The sequence below is a fragment of the Luminiphilus sp. nBUS_16 genome, from assembly GCF_051201645.1.
Classification (GTDB): Bacteria; Pseudomonadota; Gammaproteobacteria; order Pseudomonadales; family Halieaceae; genus Luminiphilus.
On sequence record NZ_CP179205.1, the window covers coordinates 3,258,973 to 3,277,021 of the forward strand.

Here is an 18,049-nt window from a genome sequence, read left to right on the forward strand (position 1 = left end):
AGTACAAGCTAGGGCCAGCACAAACTAGGCCCCGCACAAGCTAGGCCCCGCTAAATTTTAAGCCAAACACCACTCAGCTCGGGTTGGCACCCTAGCACCCTCAGCCCTCGTCAACGGCCACTGCTTTTGGCAAATATGACATCGGGCGCATCAGGCTGCCAGGGCGAATACTTAGCCATAACGCCAGTAAAGGTATCTGACGCCAGCCAGTCGTTTAACCATGTGCGCACTGCTGGATACGGTGCGTCTAGCCACCAGGTGGGATCGACACCGGCAAACTGCCGGACAAAGGGAAATACCGCCACGTCGGCCCGTGTTCCCTGCTCACCGCCCAACCAGCGCTGCACGCTTAAGCGTTGCTCCAAGTCGGCAATAAACCCCTCGGCCTGCTCACGGTAATACACCGCCGACTGTTCAGGATGACGATCGGCGTATTTGTACTTATCGAGCCAGCCCTTAAAACCCTCATCGCAGGCGTTAATAAGCGCGGCTGTTTCGGGGGAGGCGTCGGCCCAGCTATTGGGGTCATTTTGCTCGAGGGCCCAATCGATAATGGCGAGGCTTTCTTCGATCACCGTGCCGTTTGATAAAACCAGCACCGGCACTGTGGCCTTCGGCGAAGCGTTAATGAGTGCAGCTGGTTTATTGCGCAGCACGACTTCTCGCAGGCTCACTGCGGTGCCCGAGGCCCAAATCGCCATACGCGCGCGCATAGCATAGGGGCAGCGACGAAAGGAATACAAAATAGGCAGCGAGCTCATGGCGCCTACCCTAACAGGGCTTAGGCTTAGGGCACAGACGGCAGCAGACGCCTTGGGCGAGTCGGGGTAAGCTAGAGCCATAGGCCAATGGAAGTAATGCCATGCGCGAAGACAGCAGCAGTGCCCACAGCAATGACCTTGGCAGCACCAGCGCCACCAGCACCGGTTCGAAACAGGGCGCGGTCGACTATGAATCTGTGGACAGCGGCTACCTAGAACAACGCCAGCTTAAGCAAGGCACGGCAGGGTGGATTTTGCTGGCCGGGCTGGGGGTGTCTTATGTGATCTCGGGAGACTTTGCTGGCTGGAACTTTGGTTTTGCCCAAGGGGGCTTTGGCGGCATGTTTATTGCCACTGTGCTTATTGCCCTCATGTACGGCTGCATGGTGTTTGGCCTTGCCGAGCTGTCGGCCATGATTCCCACCGCGGGTGGCGGCTACGGCTTTGCCCGACGCGCCATGGGCCCGGTGGGTGGCTTTTTAACCGGCACGGCGATCTTACTGGAGTACGCCATTGCCCCGGCGGCCATTGCCGTTTTTATTGGCGGCTATACCGGCGCCCTCCTGGGTGTGGATGGCCCCATTATTTATGCCCTGTTCTACGCCGTGTTTGTGGGCATTCATTTACGGGGTACCGGTGAAGCTCTAAAAATTATGCTGGTGATTACCGCCATCGCGGTGCTCGCCCTTTTACTTTTTGTGGTGGGCATGCTGCCGCACTTTTCCTGGGACAACCTCACCGACATGCCGGTGAACACTGACGCAGTGGGTGCCAGTGTTTGGCTACCCGAGGGCTACTGGGGTATTTGGGGGGCCATTCCCTTTGCCATTTGGTTGTTCCTCGCGGTTGAGGGCGTGCCCCTTGCTGCCGAAGAAAGTAAAGACCCGACCCGGGATATGCCCAAAGGCATTATTACGGCCATGCTCATTTTATTGCTGCTGGGTGGTCTGGTGCTATTCCTCGCACCCGGGGGTTCCAGCGCCGCGCTAATGGCCGACCACGCCGCGCCGTTAGTGGGTGCCCTACAACACGTGTATGGCGAAAACTCGGTGCTGGCTACCGTGGTTAATGTGGTGGGCCTCGCGGGACTTATCGCCAGCTTCTTTTCCATAATTTTTGGGTACTCGAGGCAGGTGTTTGCCCTGTCACGCGCGGGTTATTTGCCGCGCTGGCTGTCAGTGACCAGCGCCCGCAAAGTGCCCGTGCTGGCCCTGATCGTACCCGGCGTGTTTGGCTTTGCGCTGTCGCTCACCGGTGCGGGTGACCTTATGATTACCATGGCGGTCTTTGGTGCCACGCTGTCTTACGGGCTGATGATGGCCTCACATATTTTGCTGCGTTTGAAAGAGCCCGATCTTGAGCGCCCCTACCGCACCCCCGGGGGCATACTCACCACCAGCATTGCCTTGGTACTATCGGTGGTGGCCTTTGCCAGCACCTTTGTGGTGAGTCGCGAAGCAGCGCTGTGGTCGGCGGTTTTCTACGGCGCGTTGGTGGCTTATTTTGCGCTGTATAGCCGGCATCATTTGGTGGCTCAGGCTCCCGAAGAAGAATTTGCGGCCCTGGCCAAGGCCGAAGCCGAACTGCAATAGAGGGCGGCTGTTAATGACTGCGACTGGTCGCTAGTGATGAGTCACTGCGATTAAGCGCTGTAATGAGTAGCTTTAATAAATAGCTTTAATAAACAGCAGCGATCTGTGCTGCCACGTGTATCGCCACAAGCGGTTGGGGTCTGGGTACCCCATAACCACTGCGGCAACCTGACGAGGGAATCCCACGACTGTGCTGACACCCCAAGACATAAATAGCGTTGACGACGCCAAGCGTATTGTCAGCGAGCGCAACCTGAGCCACGTCAAAATTGGCTTGTTCGACATTGACGGGGTCATGCGGGGCAAATACCTGCGTAAAGAAAAGTTCTTTGCCGCCCTCGATAAAGGCCTGGCCTTTTGCGACGTGGTGCTGGGCTGGGACTCGAGCGATCAGCTCTATGAAGGTGTTGGCGTAGAGTACACCGGCTGGCATACCGGCTACCCCGATGCCCCAGTGCGGGTGTTGCCCGGCAGCTGCCGGGACATTCCTTTTGAACCGGGCATGCTGCTGTTTTTATGTGAGTTTGCCGGCGACGCCGCGGCACTTTGCCCGCGCAACGTGCTGGCACGCACCCTAGAGCGCGCCGCCGACATGGGCTATACCACCCACGCCGCTTTTGAATACGAGTTCTTTTTGTTTAACGAAACCCCCCACTCGGTTCGACAAAAAAATTATCAAAACTTACAGCCCATAACGCCGGGGTTTTTTGGTTACTCCATGCTGCGCAACTCGGTGCACGCCGAGCTGTATCAGGAGCTGTTGGATATGAGTGAGGCCATGGGCTTTCCCATTGAGGGGCTGCATACCGAGACCGGCCCCGGGGTCATTGAAGCAGCACTGGTCGTAGATAAGGCCGGCAACGCCGCCGACAAAGCCGCACTGTTTAAAACCTTCACCAAAGTTTGGGCCCAGCGCCGTGATCTTATGGCGACCTTCATGGCCAAATGGTCCAACGACTACCCCGGACAGTCGGGGCATATTCATGTGTCGCTGCGCCACAAAGACGACGGCCGCTCGGCATTCTTTGACCCCGACCAACCCCTCACCATGAGCGACACCCAGCGGCACTTTATTGGCGGGCAACAGCGCTATATGCCCGAGCTGCTAGCCATGGTGGCCTCTACCGTGAACGCTTATACCCGCCTAGTTCCTGGGTTTTGGGCACCCACTGATGCCACCTGGGGCTGCGAAAATCGCACCACCGCCCTGCGGCTAATACCGGGTAGTGACAGTTCCCAGCGGGTGGAATACCGCGTTGGGCCGGCCGACGCCAACCCTTATTTGGCCCTAAGCGCGGCTTTGGCCTCGGGACTAGCGGGCATTGCGGAGGGCCTCGAGCCCGAGCCCATGGTAGAAGGCAACGCCTACGACCAAACACACCCGGGGCATCTCGCCCTGCCCCAATCGCTAAGCGATGCCACTGCCATCTTTAAGCACTCCCGCACGGCGCGCAGCCTGTTTGGTGATGCCTTTGTCGACCACTTTGCCGCGAGTCGACAGTGGGAAGCCTCGGAGCATCGCAAGCACGTGAGCGACTGGGAGCTGCAACGTTATTTCGAAATTATTTGAGCCCATACCTATGACAACAGAACCCGTTGACTGGAATTTTCCCACCCAAATGGCCGTGGGTCCCGGACGCATTGCCGAGCTGCCCGAGTATTGCCAACAGCAGGGCATACGGGCACCGCTCATTGTGACCGACCCGGGCTTGGCCGCCCTGCCCATGGTCGCGGCCATAAAAACCGCCTGTGATGACGCGGGCATGACCAGCGGCGTGTTTGCCGATGTTCAGGGCAACCCGAGCCTTGAAAACGTTGAGGCCGGCGTAGTGGCCTTCCATGCTGGCGATCACGATGGCGTGGTGGCCTTAGGCGGCGGCTCGGCCCTTGATGCCGGCAAAGCCATTGCTTTTGCCTCGGGGCAAAACCGCCCCCTGTGGGACTTTGTTGACGTTGAAGACGGCTGGATGCTGGCCAAGAGCGAAGGCATTGCTCCGATTATTGCGGTCCCCACGACCGCAGGCACGGGGTCGGAGGTGGGCCGAATTTCGGTGATCACCGATAGCGCCCAACACCAAAAGCGCTTGGTATTTCACCCTCAGATACAGCCCTCGGTGGTTATTTTAGACCCCGAGCTGACCCTGAGTTTGCCCAGTCACTTAACTGCAGCCACGGGTATGGACGCCCTCTCTCACAGCCTTGAAGCCTATTGCACCCCGGCCTTTCACCCCATGGCTGAGGGCATTGCCCTGCGGGGCATTCGCCTGACCCAGCAATATTTGGCTAGAGCCGTTCACGACGGTAACGACCTTGAGGCGCGCACCCAGCTGCTGGTGGCGTCGTCGATGGGGGCCACCGCGTTTCAAAAAGGGTTGGGGGCCATGCATGCCCTCGCCCACCCCATGGGGGCGCATTACAACGCTCACCACGGGCTGCTCAATGCCATTGTTATGCCCTATGTTTTGCACGCCAACCGCAGCGCGATTGAACCCAAAATTACCGAGCTGGCGCGCTACCTAGACCTAGAGAACCCGAGCTTCGACGCCTTTTTTGAATGGGTGTTGAACCTGCGCACAGAGATTGGCATTGCCCCTCGGCTGCTGGACATTGGCATTGATGACAGCGGCGCCGAGCTTATTGGCGAAGAGGCCGCGGTAGACCCCACCGCCGCGACCAACCCCATCACCTTTAGCCCGGCCCAATACAGCGCGTTGTTTTGTAACGCCGTAAACGGCGAGTTCAACGCGATAGGCTGAGCCTTGGGTGAGGTTAAATTGAGATAAGGGTGGCCCAAGGGTTACCCGCACCTCTTTACCTGCGCCTGGCTACTGACTTCTGGCTCCTCGCTACCGGCCTCGCAGCATGACTACGCGCTGCTGGGCCGCTTAGCGCCCTGTCATGTCGCGCGAACCCATTGTGCAACTAACGATAAACCTCTTGTTGCCGTCGATAAGGGCACGGACATGCACGTGAAGGTAAACAAGCCCCTGCCATAATTCGCCACATTTGATCGCTGTTGCACAGCACTACATAACGGTGCCGCCACCTTTGTTTGTCTTAATGAGGTTCTAGACCCCTTGGCAGGCAACCCGGAGCAAAACGTTATGGAACACTCACAGCACACGCAAAAACTGGCGACTACAACTACCCTCAGCGCAGCAAGGCCATCAGCGAACGGCCGCCAGAACAATCTCACCCGAAAGACCCACCCGCGGTGTGCCCGAGCCCACCGCCGCTCGTTACGCCGAGCCTTGCGCGAAGCCATGCGCCGAGCACTCAGTAAAAAGTCTGTGCTTGCGGGGCTAGCGGCTGTTGTTGCCCAGGGCAGCCACGCCGAGACCAGCGCCACCCCCTCGAGCTACGCACCGGTGTTTAAAGATGCCGGAGGCTCGGCCTACGTACTGCTGAAAAGCGATAATGTGGCCGATAACTATTTGGCGATTCACTTTGACGCGACCCAGCGCTGCCGTGCCACCCTGACGGTGCTCGACTACTACCTGCAAACCTTCGACGATGAAGAAAAAGCGTCTTGGCAGGAACTCAATGGACGGCGATTCCCTACGGCCATGCAGGCGCAAATTGGTGATGCACCCCGAGGGGAAATTAACGCCCACATACACTTCGAATTTGATGAGACTGATAGCCCCCAAGGCTTATTGTCGGTGAGTTTTAAGGCCAGCACCCGCTTCATTCAAGACCTGCAAGAACAGCCACAAGCCGACCTGCGCTACCGCAAAGCCAGCGGTGAATGGACCGATGCACTGAGTTATTCGCTGACCTCAGCGCGGGCGGGCATTGGTTCGGCAGTGGGGCATTGTAAGGAGTGGGCCAGAGAGGTTCGGGGGCCTGAGGTGATTGTGATGTAGCCTACTCAAAGGCATTGTTAGGCATTCCTTATCTCTGAGCTTATTGGGCATCTCAGATGAAAAGCTCTTTTTGCCCGCCGCTTCGTATGTGCATGATCGAATTGCGGCCACATCGGTTTCATTCGCGTGCCCAGTGAAATCACATTAACCATGACCTGGTAAAAGCGGGGTGTTTGCCCTCGGCTACCGCTTCTTAGCCTTCCAAGTGCCACCGTACTGATAGCTCTCGCTGTGCTTCGACTTAACCATGGTTAAACAGGGCTCGCACAGAAACTGCCATTCAGGGCTGTCGCCATAACGGCAGCGGTACAGCACCGGTGACACCACTGAACACTGCCCACAAGCTTTTTCACGCGTTCTCAAGACGAGGCTTACCTTTTAGTTCGGGTAGTGGAAGTACGCCGCACCGCGTGAACAGGCTCAATGCGTAAACGCCAATTGCCCAAGGCTTTGTGACTTAACCGATCGGCTAATGGGCGGCAGCCGCACGCAACCGATCCCGCAGTTCGTTCTTACGAATCTTACCCGTAGTGGTTTTGGGCAATGGTCCAAACACCACTTTCTTGGGGCGTTTGAACCCGGCTAGTAAGCCCCGGGCATGGTCTAGCAGCTCTTGCTCGGTGGCCGTGCTGCCTTCTGCAAGTTCGACGAAAGCAAAGGGTGTCTCGCCCCACTTCTCATCGGCCATAGCTACCACCGCCACAAAATCGACTGCGGGGTGAGTGTAGAGGGCATTCTCTACTTCAATGGACGAAATATTCTCGCCCCCCGAAATAATGATGTCCTTGGCGCGATCACGAATTTCAATATAACCGTCGGGGTGCTGCACCGCTAAATCTCCCGACCAAAACCAGCCGTCGCGAAACGCAGCGTCGGTTTCTTCGGGGCGCTTCAAATAACCTTTCATAACAATGTTGCCGCGAAAGACCACCTCGCCCTGAGTCTGCCCGTCTAGGGGCACCGGCAAGCTGGTCTCGGTGTCTAGCACGAGCACGTCTTCTTCCAGCTCATAAGCCACACCTTGGCGGGCCTTAAGCTTCGATTGCTCATCGAGAGGCAGCGCTGCCCATTCCGGCTTTTCAGCACAGACCACAGCGGGGCCATAAACCTCGGTCAGTCCATACACGTGGGTAATGGCAATACCCATTTGCTCCATAGCTTCAATCACCGGCGCCGGGGGCGGTGCCGCAGCGGTCATCATGCGCACTTTTTGGTCAAAGGGCTGACGCTCGTCATCGGGAGCGCTGGCAATCATCGACATAATAATGGGCGCCCCACAAAGGTGGGTAACACCGTGCTCGGCAAAGGCCGCGTAAATGCCTTTGGCGGTGGGGCCGCGCATAAACACATGGGTACCCGCGAGCAACGTAATGGTCCAGGGGAAGCACCAACCGTTGCAGTGAAACAACGGCAGCGTCCAAAGATAAACGGGGTGGTGAGGCATTTCCCAGGTCACAACATTGTTGACCGAGTTGGTCCAGGCGCCGCGATGGGAATACACCACCCCCTTGGGGTGACCGGTGGTGCCCGAGGTGTAGTTCAGTGCCAGAGCGTCCCACTCGTCGTCGGGCAAGGCATAGGCAAAGTCTTCCGAGCCCTCAGCCAGTAGGGCCTCATAGGTCAGTGCGCCAATACACGCACCTCCGGGGCCCTCGGTATCTTCAATATCAATTACCAACAGTTCGCGACCCGACAGGCGCACCGCCTCGGCGGCCACACTAGAAAACTCGGTATCTACCAGTAACACCGAGGCCTCACCGTGCTCAAGAATGTAACCCAGCGTATTGGCTTCAAGGCGCATGTTGTTGGCATTGAGCACCGCCCCCAGCATGGGCACCGCCAGAGCACACTCGAGTGCTTCGGGTATGTTGGGGGCAATGAGGGCAACGGTATCGCCCTTGCTCACCCCGCGCTTTGCCAGAGCCGAGGCAAGACGTTTGCATCGCGCCGCCACCTCACCCCAGTTGCGGCGAATGCTGCCGTGTACCTGCGCGGGTAAGTTCGGATGAACCCGTTCGACGCGTTTTAAAATAGACACCGGTGACAGCGGCGTGTGGTTCGCCGCGGTCTTGGCTAACTCGGGGCCATCAAACAGCACTGGCAGCCGTGGTCGCGCTCAGCGAGGCGGCAGTGATTTGTTTCTTGGGGTCATAAAAAGGCTTTTCCACCACCGTAGCTAATCGCACACCGTCGGGCATGGCAACTGCTATTTCAGTGCCCACTGCTGCCGCGGCGCTCTCGACCATCGCCAGAGCAATGTTCTTTTTCAGCCGGGGTGAATACACCGCCGAGGTGACTTTGCCCACGGGAGCTTCGTTGACACTGAGTTCCCAGAATCGCGTGTTCGGCGCTGGCAACGCCTCGCCGTCAATCACCAGGCCTACCTGCTGTCGAGTGATACCGGCATCACGAATAGCCGTGAGCGCCGCCTTGCCAATAAATTCAAGGTCGGTATCAATAGCCGCCCAGTGACCCAAACCCACCTCGAAGGGGTTGGTCTGGTTATCCATGTCAGCGTGGTAAGAAAGCATGCCGCCTTCAATGCGGCGAATGGTGGAAGTGTGGCCGGGCTTTAGCCCGAAGGGCTCCCCCGCCGCCATAATGGCTTCCCACAAATCGCTGCCCCGGCTGCCGTCGAGTAAGTAAATCTCGTAACCCAACTCACTAGACCAGCCCGTGCGCGATACCACCAACGGAATGCCGTCTAGGGTGTATTCCCGCAGCCAGTAATAACGCAGGTCAGCAATGTCATCGCCAAATAGCGCTTTAGCAATCTCTCCCGAGTTGGGCCCCTGCAGCTGCAGCGGCGACACGTCGGGTTCGCAAATATGCACGTCCAGTCCGGCATTCACCGCTACACCCTGGGCCCACAATAAAATATCGCTGTCGGCGAGAGACAACCAAAATTTGTCTTCTGCTAAGCGCAACAGCACCGGGTCGTTCAAAATACAGCCGTCGTTGTTCGTGATCATGACGTACTTGCACTGGCCCACCGCCAGTTTCGAAAGATCTCTAGGGGTGAGTAGCTGCACAAACCGGGCTGCGTCGGGGCCGGTAATTTGTACCTGCCGCTCTACCGCTACGTCGCAAAGAATGGCGGTGTTCACCAAATTCCAGAAGTTTTCCTCGGGGTCGCCGAAGTCCCGAGGAATGTACATGTGGTTGTACACCGAAAAACCCTGAGCGCCCCAGCGCACCGTGGCGTCAAAGTAAGGCGACTTGCGTATTTGTGTTCCGAAACCAAATTCTTGTGATGGCTGGTTTGTCATAACCACACTCCACGATCTTATTATTTGTTCAACATGCCACTGCCTTTTGCAGTGATCCCATCGGGGGCTTTGCGGGGAGTAGTGCCCCATAAAAACCCCATAACGGCGCAAAGCACGCGCTTGGTAGCAGGGCTGTGTATCGCGCCGTGCTTAAGGCTATCCACCACAGCGCCGATGAGCCTATTGGTGACGGCAGAGCCCTCGGTCTCGACAACCAAACCATAGCTTTGATGCGGCTTTACTCAGCCGAAATGCTACGCCTAGTCGTATACGGGAAACAGCCCACAAGTGGCTCAATAACGGCGTGCTTGGGGATAAAAACGTCAGTCGGCGACGCTGCCGCTGTCGTCCAGCTCGGGAAGGTCTTGAGGTACCGGTCGACGGCGCCGGCGGGTGCGCACAGGAATCATGCCGCGCATGACTTCGAGCTTACCGAAACACAGCAATTTGTCCTCAGCTTCCAACTCACGACTGAGGCGGGGATTGGGAATCACCCGAGTGCCGCGATACAGCGTGAGTACGTTGAGCTCCCGGTCATTGAGCTGGAAATCGGCCACGGTTTTGCCCACAAACTCAGAGCCCTCAGGGATGTAAATTTCACTCACCCCATAGCCCTTACTCACCGTTAGGCGCTGACGCACATCGATTTCGGGGAAGTCGACTTGGGCGGCAATGTAGTCAACCACCGCGCCAGCAATATCCAGCTCGGTGCAGGTTTCAATGCCCTCAAGCCCGGGGGAGGAGTTGACCTCCATCACCTGAGGTCCATTTTTACCCTCAAGCATATCCACACCGGCCACATTGAGCCCCATAATCTGGGCGCAGCGTACGGCGGTCTCGCGGTATTCGTCGTCAAGCTCAACGGGCTCGGCAATACCACCCCGGTGCACGTTGCTGCGAAACTCCTGACCCTGAGCCACCCGGCGCATGGCAGCCACCACTCGATCGCCCACGACAAAGGCACGAATGTCCCGGCCCTTGCTCTCGGCAACAAACTTTTGAATCAGCACGTTTTGTTTTTGGCTTTGCAGCAACTCAATAATCGACTCGGCCTGTTTCACGGTGTCGGCCAACAGCACGCCAATGCCCTGAGTACCCTCAATGAGCTTAATCACCACCGGAGCACCCCCTACCCGCTCAATAGCGGGCAACACGTCTTTCTTGTCACGCACAAAGCTGGTTCGGGGAATACCAATATTGTGGCGACTCAAAATTTGCAAGCTACGCAGCTTATCCCGGCTGTTGAGAATGCCATGGGCGGTATTGGCGCAAAAAATGCCCATTTCCTGAAACTGCCGCACCACCGCCGTGCCGTAATAAGTGACCGAAGCGCCCACTCGGGGTAACACCGCGTCATAGTCGCTCAGTTGCCGCGTGCGGAAATACAAATCCGGGGAGCCCCGGTCGAGGTCAATCGAAAAATTGAGGGTGTTGAGCACCTTTACATCGTGGCCGCGCTGCTCGGCGGCTTCGCGAAATCGAACGGTGCTGTAAGCCCTTGGGGCGCGAGAAAGAATGGCAAGTTTCATGAGTGCGAACCGGTTTGGTAATAATAAAAAATCCGTCCTATGGCGCAGCCACTACCGCAGTCTGTGAGAACGGGAGCGAGACTTTAGAGCATGCCATTGAAATCGCAAGCCAATAACTGCCATATTGCACTATTGCCCCAATAAGGGGTCTAGCAGTGAGTAGCTCCATGGTTCGAAAAGCCCGGCGCGGCCCCAAACCGCCCAAGGTTATTATTGGCTGGCAAGAGTGGTGCGCCCTACCCGACCTCAATTTACCCGGCATCTTGGCCAAAATTGATACCGGTGCCAAAACCTCGGCGCTGCATGCGGTAGACATACGTCCTAGCGACAAGGGCGACGATTGGCTCGACTTTAAAGTGCACCCTGTCAGGCGACGGCGACGCCCGGCGATTCAGTGCTCGGCCAAATGCATCGACTACCGCAAAATCACCAGTTCTAACGGCGAAACCGAGAAACGCCCCGTTGTAGAAATGCAGCTGGCCTTGGGAGGCCACACTTTTCTCACCGAAGTCACCCTCACTAACCGTGACGATATGGGGTTACGCATGCTCATTGGCCGGCAATCATTGAAGAAGCGTTTTATTGTCGACCCCAGCCTATCGTTTTGCTGCGGCACAGAAGACGAAGCCGAGCTGTATCCGAAAGTCAGCCGGTAGTCTCTAAAGGAGAAGCGGTCTAAAAATTAGACGGCGTAATTTGCAAGAGGGCTAAACAGACAGAGGGCCGGCACAAACTACCGGCCCTCGTTTTGCTGAGCTCAGTTAGCTGACACGCTGGGCGCTGCGGGGGCTGTCGCTTCGCCCCGGGCTACGGCGTCCCAAGCCTGCTTCACCACGTAGGCCCGAATCGCATCGGTTTCTTCTTTGGTGAGGCGATCACCCACACCCACCATGCCCCGGGCACTGAGGGCGCCGTCGCGAACCACGGTGTCCCACGCGGCATCGCTAGAGGTCATCGCAGACCAGCGTAAATCAGGCAACACCCCTGAACTGATCGCAAAGGCACCGTGGCACCACTGGCAATTGCCAGCGAACAATTTAAGGCCTTCGGTGTGAAGTGCTTCGTCACCAATAGGCTGGCTCTGGGGTGTGCGGGCTATGCCGTTTTCCAGCGGCTTGGGTAACACGCCATCGCCGCCAATTTTGAAGGTAATGACCCGTCCGGTTTCCGCCGCCACGGCTTCTTCGAAGACCACGCCGTAGACCATGGCAATAGTGCTGCCCCAGCCCGACAGAATGGTCACATATTGCTCACCGTCGACCTCATAGGTCATGGGCGCTGCGCCGGGTCCACCCACTAGACCGTGGGCCCAAACGCGCTCGCCGGTCTCGGCATCGTAAGCCACCAGCTCACCCGCCTTGTTGGCTTGAAAGATCAAACCGCTAGAGGTTGAAAGCGTGCCGCCGTTAAAGGGTACGGGGAAGGGTACGGCCCAACGGGCTTCGCCTTTCACCGGATCCCAGGCCAGCAATGAACCACCGCCCATTTCACGCAGCCCTTCAATACCCCCGGCTGGAATCTCCAAAGGCCAGCCCGCATCTTCGCGGTAACCAATGTTCCAATTGCTCTTAATGGGGTCATCGGGGTCTGGATGGCTGTAAACCAATGGCCAAACGTTGGTGGGAATGTAAACCAGCCCTGTATCGGGGTTGTACGACATGGGGTGCCAGTTGTGGGCACCCGTCGGACCGGGCAGCACCACGAAATCTTCGTCGAGGCTGCGGGCTCCGGGTACCTCAATGGGTCGGCCGTTTTCATCAATACCTGTGGCCCAGGTCATATCGGTAAAGGCATCGGCCGACAGCAACTCACCCGAAGCTGCGTCTAATACATAGAAGAAACCGTTCTTAGGGGCCTGCATAACAACCCGTCGCGGCGCACCGTCCACACCCAAGGGCAAATCAGCCAACAACATGGGCTGGGTTGCGGTGTAGTCCCACATATCCCGCGGGGTGGTTTGGTAGTGCCACTTGTAAGCACCCGTATCGGCATCGACCGCCAAAATTGAAGACAGGAACAAGTTGTCGCCGTTGCCCTCGGGGTCGCGAACCGCCGCATTCCACGGTGAGCCGTTGCCTACACCCAATAGCACCTGATCATTGACGTGGTCATAAACAATCGCGTCCCAAACCGTACCGCCACCGCCGTCGGTGGTCCAAGCCCCGGTGTCACCCCAGGTCTCGTTGGCGAGTTTGGCAAAAATTTCATCAGAAATTGCGCCGTCGGGCTCTTTGTTGGGGTTGGGCACGGTGTAAAAACGCCACACCAAATCGCCGGTATCGGTATCGTAAGCGGTGACATAGCCACGCACACCTAGCTCAGCACCGCCATTACCAATAATGACTTTGTCCTTAATGACTCGAGGCGCACCGGTAATGGTGTAAGGCTTACTTTGGTCAACGGTGACGTTGCTCCAAATCACATCACCGGTTTCGGCGTCCAGGGCTTCCAGTCGACCATCGAAGACGCCGACAAAAACCTTGCCCTCATATACCGCCAAACCTCGGTTCACGACGTCACAACAACCTTTAGCCGCGTCTTCTCCTGAAACCTCTGGGTCATAAACCCAAATTTCCTCGCCCGTGCGCGCGTCAAGGGCATACACCACCGACCACGAACCGGTCACGTACATCACGCCGTCAACCACAATAGGGGTCGCTTCCACGCCCCGGGGCTTTTTCATATCGTAGACCCAGCCAATACCCAGCTCGGGCAAAGTGTCTCTATTGACCTTCGTTAAGGTCGAGTGCCGTGTCTCATCGTAGGATCCGCCGTAAGTGAGCCACTGCTCGGGCTGCTCGGCAGCGTTGTCTAACCGCGCCTGACTCACCTCGGCCATGGGCCGCGATGCTTCAGCTGCCGCTGCCGGCTCGCTACCCGCATTTTCGGTGGGTGCGGTCACGGTGGCTTCTTTATCACCACAGCCCACAAGCAGGGCAAGGCCCACGGTTCCAATTAGCAATTTGGTTTGATTTATCACGACTTTCCTCTTTTGTTGTTTTTTACGAGGGCTCCACCTCCAAGGGCGCATCGATATGGGCGCAACCCAAGCGTCTACCGGATGACACTCCGCAGGGAGGTAGTCACGACGGTCACTAGGCATTCTCGGGTTAACTCTCTGTTCCCTCAGAGATGGAGCGACGAGTGCCTGTCCCCCAGTAGCCAAACACTCAGGGCTAAGATTAGTCGGCCACCGAGCCCGGTGCAACCACGCAACAGACCGTTGCATCACCCTACACTGAAACCACATACCAGCGTCGACCGCCAACCCGACTATGGGTTAGGGTAGGTCGCCCCCATACCGCTCAGGAATCTATGCCTCTATGACCCTGCTAGAACTGTTTTCACAACGTTTTGTTGAGCTGGTTTGGGGTACTCCCCTGGTCATTCTTTTATTAGGGGGCGGCTGCTTCTTTTTGGTCTTTTCCCGAGCCCTGCCTTACCGCTATTTGGGACACGCTTTCAGCATTATGCTGGGGCGCTACGAAACCCCCGATCAACCCGGAGAACTGTCCCATCAACAGGCTCTCGCCGCAGCGCTGTCCAATACTATGGGGCTGGGCAATGTCGCAGGCGTTGCCCTGGCCATTGTCGCGGGAGGCCCCGGCGCCGTATTTTGGATGTGGATGTCAGCGGTAATTGGCATTGCCACCAAATTTTTTACCTGCTCACTGGGCGTCATGTACCGAGGCACCGACAGCTTGGGCCAGCTACAAGGGGGGCCCATGTACATTATTCGCGAGGCCTTGCCCCGAGCCTTCTACCCCTTGGCGGTTATGTTTGCTCTGGCCGGACTCATTGGCACCCTGCCCTTGTTTCAGGCCAATCAACTCACGGCCCTCATTGGCGATGCGGTGTTTTCAGGCAACCCTCCCGTCTGGGCGGGCCCAGTAACCGGGGTGGTCCTTGCTGTTGTCGTGGGCAAAGTCATTTTTGGAGGGCTGCCAAGGGTCGCCAAAGTGGCGGTGGCTGCCCTACCCGCCATGGTCATTGTTTATTTGGCTATGACGCTGTGGATTGTGATCAGCCATATCACCGAGGTGCCCGGGGTACTGGCCAGCATTGTGAGCGAAGCCTTCCAACCCAGCGCTGTCGGTGGCGGTATGCTCGGAGTTATATTAATTGGTGTTAGCCGCGGCGCTTTTTCTAACGAGGCCGGTGTGGGTACCGAAGTTATGGCTCACGGCGCCGCTCGCACTGGCGAACCTGTTCGAGAAGGTTTGTTAGCCGCACTGGGGCCCATTATCGATACCCTTATCGTTTGTACCTGCACGGCACTGGTGATTTTGCTGGCCGGAGATTGGCAGGCTCCGGGTGAACTCTCGGGCATCACCCTCACGGCCAATGCCTTCAGAGCCGAGATGGGCCTACCGGGCATTCTGGCACTGAGCTTTGTCGCGCTAATACTTAGCACCACCACAATGTTTACCGGGTGGTATTACGGTGCCAAGTGCTTTGGCTTTTTAGTAGGAGCCCAGTGGCAACCCTACTTTCGCTGGTTTTTTATTGCCGCTGTAGTCTTTGGTGCCACGGTCAGTATCGACCTGGTCTTTAATCTTATCTCGGGCAGTTACGGGTTAATGGCAATTCCCACCATGATCAGCACGCTGATACTGGCACCCAAAGTGATGGTCGCCGCGAGAGATTATTTCGAGCGCTTAAACAGTTAGTAATACCCCGGTCAACAAAAGGCCTGCAGGTGCCAACAAGTTAGCCATTTAAGCCTGAGGGGCTTGGGGCTTGGGGCTTGGGTCAATACAAACAACCACTGAAGTTTTACTGTAAAAAGCGCGCCATCAAATAACAGCGCGCTTTAGTTAGGCAAGCTTCAGAGGCTGTCAATAACGTCCCGCAAGGCGGCCATAAACTGCGCGCCCACAGCACCGTCGATCACGCGATGGTCACAGGACAGGGTCGCCGTGAGTACGGTAGCAATGTCTTGCTCCCCGTCCTTCACCACCACCTTGGGCTCGGCCTTACCCAGCGCAAGAATGGCACCCATGGGTGGGTTAATGATGGCGGTAAATTCTGAAATACCGTACATACCTAGGTTAGATACCGTGAAAGAACCTCCGCTAATGTCATCCTTGGTAAGGCTATTACTACGAGCTTTCTCGGCCAGGGCACCGGTAGCCTGAGCCACCTCAGCTGGAGATTTAGCCTCGACACCGGGAATCGTTGCCGGATACAGGCCGTCATCGGTAGCGATCGCCACGGCAATATTGGCGGCCTCAAACTGATGAATGTCATCACCCACCAAGTTCACGTTAACCCGGGGTTCGCGCATTAGCGCCTGACCAACACACCACACCAGCAGGTCATTAACCGACACCTTGGTATCGCCACTGTCGTTGAGGGTTTTACGATGGGCCATGAGGCCGTCGAGGGCGTAATCGGCACTGAGATAAAAATGGGGAATGGTCTGCTTGGCCTCGGTCAGGCGGCGGGCAATGGTCTTGCGCATCGGCGAGAGGGGAATCACCTGCACCCCAGCAGCAGCGTCGTTGCCCCCCGCTGCATCCCTAACATCGTCATCAGTAATACGACCCCGTCGACCGGTGCCGGTCACCGTGCTCAGATCCACATTGAGCTCGTCAGCCAATTTTCGTACCGAGGGCGATGAGCGGGTATAGGCATCACTGGTTTGTGCCACGGGCTTGGCGGGCTCGGGGGCCGCCTCCGCAGGTGCCTCTTTAGCATCGCCCCCAGCATAGCCGGCAATGAAGGTATCAATGTCGCCGTCACTCACAGCCGCTGGCGCGATAACACCCAACAGGGCACCCACCGGATGGGCGTCGCCAGGCTCTGCCAAAACGCGCCGCAAAACACCGTCCACCGGCGCCTCCCAGACGTTTACAATTTTGTCTGATTCCATCTCAAACACTTCGTCACCCTTGGCAACCGCGTCACCCTGAGACTTGTTCCAGGTGGTAATGGTGCCTTCCACCATTTCGATGCCCCACTTGGGCACCGCAATTGGATAAATATCGCTCAACGTTTCAATCCTCGAGGTCGGACGGCTTCAGGCCATGGTGGCTTTAATAGCAGCTTTAATTTTTGGAATGTCGGGTAGGTATGCGGCTTCCAGTTCGGGAGAGAACGGCGTTGGGCTGTGAGGTGCACAAACCTGCTTAATGGGGCCTTTCAAACTGGAGAAAGCCCGGTCAGCCGCCAGCCCGGCGATGTCAGCGGTTAAACCACAGCGTGGCGGCGCCTCATCGACAACCACCAATCGTCCCGTTGCCTCAACAGACTCCAAAATGGCATTTTCATCCAACGGTGATGTGGTTCGGGGGTCAATCAAATCGCAGCTAATGCCCTCGGCCGCCAGCTCGTCAATGGCCGCCGCCGCCTTGGGAACCATTTGCCCGAAAGCGACCACGGTAACGTCGTCACCCTCACGCACAAACGCTGCTTCACCAAAAGGAATGGTGTACATCTCATCGGGCACTTCGCAGGCCTCTTGGTAAAGCACCTTGGGCTCAAAGAACAGCACTGGATCGTCGTCGGCAATGGCCGAAAGCAGCAGGCCCTTTGCGTCGTAAGCATTGGAGGGCACCACCACTTTGATGCCAGGAAAGGACGTCATGATTTGGTACATCGCCTGACTGTGCTGACCCGCCGCACTGAAGCCACCACCGGCTGAAAAACGAATCACCGCGGGGCAACGACTCTTGCCGCCAAACATGTACCGGAACTTCGCCATTTGGTTGACGATTTGATCCATACACACGCCAATAAAGTCTGCAAACATAATTTCGGCGACCGGGCGCATACCCACCAAGGCGGCCCCAGCTGCAGCACCGACAATGGCTGATTCAGAAATTGGGGTATCAATACAACGGTCGGGCCAACGGTTGTAAATACCCGTCGTCACCCCAAAGACGCCACCCACGGCACCGACTTCTCCAGCACTGCCCTGGCAGCCCGCGACGTCTTCACCAATAACAAACACCGACTCGTCCTGCTCCATGGCCTGGTGCAGGGCTTCATTAATCGCATCGCGCATCGTTTTCTGAGACATGGTCTATT

Annotated in this window: 13 protein-coding genes and 1 pseudogene; 6 read left to right on the forward strand and 8 right to left on the reverse strand. The window is 57.2% G+C overall.

What is annotated here, in order from left to right; genetic code table 11:
• Positions 1 to 110: 110 nt before the first annotated feature.
• The gene (locus ACMAY6_RS14415) at positions 111 to 761 is read right to left on the reverse strand and encodes a glutathione S-transferase (protein WP_435212955.1); all 651 of its coding nucleotides are present in this window, start codon (positions 759 to 761) and stop codon (positions 111 to 113) included.
• A 101-nt stretch (positions 762 to 862) separates the two neighbouring features.
• On the opposite strand from ACMAY6_RS14415, the gene eat reads away from it, so the two are divergent.
• The 4 genes from eat to ACMAY6_RS14435 all read left to right on the forward strand — a co-directional run bounded on the left by eat (position 863) and on the right by ACMAY6_RS14435 (position 6,219).
• Positions 863 to 2,353, forward strand: coding sequence for an ethanolamine permease (gene eat / locus ACMAY6_RS14420; RefSeq protein WP_435212957.1), 1,491 nt, complete (start codon positions 863 to 865; stop codon positions 2,351 to 2,353).
• A gap of 190 nt (positions 2,354 to 2,543) precedes the next feature.
• Positions 2,544 to 3,923, forward strand: coding sequence for a glutamine synthetase family protein (locus tag ACMAY6_RS14425; protein ID WP_435212959.1), 1,380 nt, complete (start codon positions 2,544 to 2,546; stop codon positions 3,921 to 3,923).
• 10 nt (positions 3,924 to 3,933) lie between these two features.
• Positions 3,934 to 5,109 carry an iron-containing alcohol dehydrogenase gene (locus ACMAY6_RS14430; protein WP_435212961.1) on the forward strand — a complete coding sequence of 392 codons (1,176 nt, stop codon included), beginning with the start codon at positions 3,934 to 3,936 and terminating at the stop codon, positions 5,107 to 5,109.
• 348 nt (positions 5,110 to 5,457) lie between these two features.
• The gene (locus ACMAY6_RS14435; RefSeq protein WP_435212962.1) at positions 5,458 to 6,219 is read left to right on the forward strand and encodes a hypothetical protein; all 762 of its coding nucleotides are present in this window, start codon (positions 5,458 to 5,460) and stop codon (positions 6,217 to 6,219) included.
• A gap of 469 nt (positions 6,220 to 6,688) precedes the next feature.
• Here the strand turns inward: ACMAY6_RS14435 and ACMAY6_RS14440 are convergent, their stop codons facing one another.
• From ACMAY6_RS14440 to rimK, 4 genes and pseudogenes are all read right to left on the reverse strand, one after another.
• Positions 6,689 to 8,317, reverse strand: a complete 1,629-nt coding sequence (locus ACMAY6_RS14440) for an AMP-binding protein (RefSeq protein ID WP_435212964.1) — start codon at positions 8,315 to 8,317, stop codon at positions 6,689 to 6,691.
• Positions 8,307 to 9,488 (reverse strand): glycine cleavage T C-terminal barrel domain-containing protein, encoded by a 1,182-nt coding sequence (locus tag ACMAY6_RS14445; protein WP_435212966.1) that lies wholly within the window; start codon positions 9,486 to 9,488, stop codon positions 8,307 to 8,309. Before ACMAY6_RS14445 ends, ACMAY6_RS14440 begins: the two co-directional genes overlap by 11 nt.
• Positions 9,489 to 9,811: 323 nt before the next feature.
• Entirely contained in the window at positions 9,812 to 10,111 is a 300-nt protein-coding gene (locus tag ACMAY6_RS14450; protein ID WP_435216053.1) for a cation:proton antiporter regulatory subunit, read from the reverse strand.
• Positions 10,094 to 11,017: pseudogene (gene rimK / locus ACMAY6_RS14455) on the reverse strand (30S ribosomal protein S6--L-glutamate ligase); the annotation flags it as partial. The pseudogene rimK and the gene ACMAY6_RS14450, both read right to left, overlap by 18 nt.
• A 155-nt stretch (positions 11,018 to 11,172) precedes the next feature.
• On the opposite strand from rimK, the gene ACMAY6_RS14460 reads away from it, so the two are divergent.
• The gene (locus tag ACMAY6_RS14460; protein WP_435212968.1) at positions 11,173 to 11,673 is read left to right on the forward strand and encodes an ATP-dependent zinc protease family protein; all 501 of its coding nucleotides are present in this window, start codon (positions 11,173 to 11,175) and stop codon (positions 11,671 to 11,673) included.
• Between the two features lie 101 nt (positions 11,674 to 11,774).
• Here the strand turns inward: ACMAY6_RS14460 and ACMAY6_RS14465 are convergent, their stop codons facing one another.
• Positions 11,775 to 13,997, reverse strand: a complete 2,223-nt coding sequence (locus ACMAY6_RS14465; RefSeq protein WP_435212970.1) for a PQQ-dependent dehydrogenase, methanol/ethanol family — start codon at positions 13,995 to 13,997, stop codon at positions 11,775 to 11,777.
• A 343-nt stretch (positions 13,998 to 14,340) separates the two neighbouring features.
• Between ACMAY6_RS14465 and ACMAY6_RS14470 the strand changes: the two genes are divergently transcribed.
• Positions 14,341 to 15,687 carry an alanine/glycine:cation symporter family protein gene (locus tag ACMAY6_RS14470; RefSeq protein WP_435212972.1) on the forward strand — a complete coding sequence of 449 codons (1,347 nt, stop codon included), beginning with the start codon at positions 14,341 to 14,343 and terminating at the stop codon, positions 15,685 to 15,687.
• 158 nt (positions 15,688 to 15,845) lie between these two features.
• Here the strand turns inward: ACMAY6_RS14470 and ACMAY6_RS14475 are convergent, their stop codons facing one another.
• Complete coding sequence (locus ACMAY6_RS14475; RefSeq protein ID WP_435212974.1) at positions 15,846 to 17,012, reverse strand: dihydrolipoamide acetyltransferase family protein; 1,167 nt, start codon at positions 17,010 to 17,012, stop codon at positions 15,846 to 15,848.
• 27 nt (positions 17,013 to 17,039) lie between these two features.
• Entirely contained in the window at positions 17,040 to 18,041 is a 1,002-nt protein-coding gene (locus ACMAY6_RS14480; protein WP_435212975.1) for an alpha-ketoacid dehydrogenase subunit beta, read from the reverse strand.
• Between the last annotated feature and the right edge of the window lie 8 nt (positions 18,042 to 18,049).

What these genes read in the sequence shown, in the direction of transcription:
- ACMAY6_RS14445 (WP_435212966.1), bottom strand. Translation starts at nt 9,488, where the DNA reads ATGACAAACCAGCCATCACAAGAATTTGGTTTCGGAACACAAATACGC.
- ACMAY6_RS14480 (WP_435212975.1), bottom strand. Translation starts at nt 18,041, where the DNA reads ATGTCTCAGAAAACGATGCGCGATGCGATTAATGAAGCCCTGCACCAG.
- ACMAY6_RS14415 (WP_435212955.1), bottom strand. Translation starts at nt 761, where the DNA reads ATGAGCTCGCTGCCTATTTTGTATTCCTTTCGTCGCTGCCCCTATGCT.
- ACMAY6_RS14470 (WP_435212972.1), top strand. Translation starts at nt 14,341, where the DNA reads ATGACCCTGCTAGAACTGTTTTCACAACGTTTTGTTGAGCTGGTTTGG.
- ACMAY6_RS14435 (WP_435212962.1), top strand. Translation starts at nt 5,458, where the DNA reads ATGGAACACTCACAGCACACGCAAAAACTGGCGACTACAACTACCCTC.
- eat (WP_435212957.1), top strand. Translation starts at nt 863, where the DNA reads ATGCGCGAAGACAGCAGCAGTGCCCACAGCAATGACCTTGGCAGCACC.
- ACMAY6_RS14430 (WP_435212961.1), top strand. Translation starts at nt 3,934, where the DNA reads ATGACAACAGAACCCGTTGACTGGAATTTTCCCACCCAAATGGCCGTG.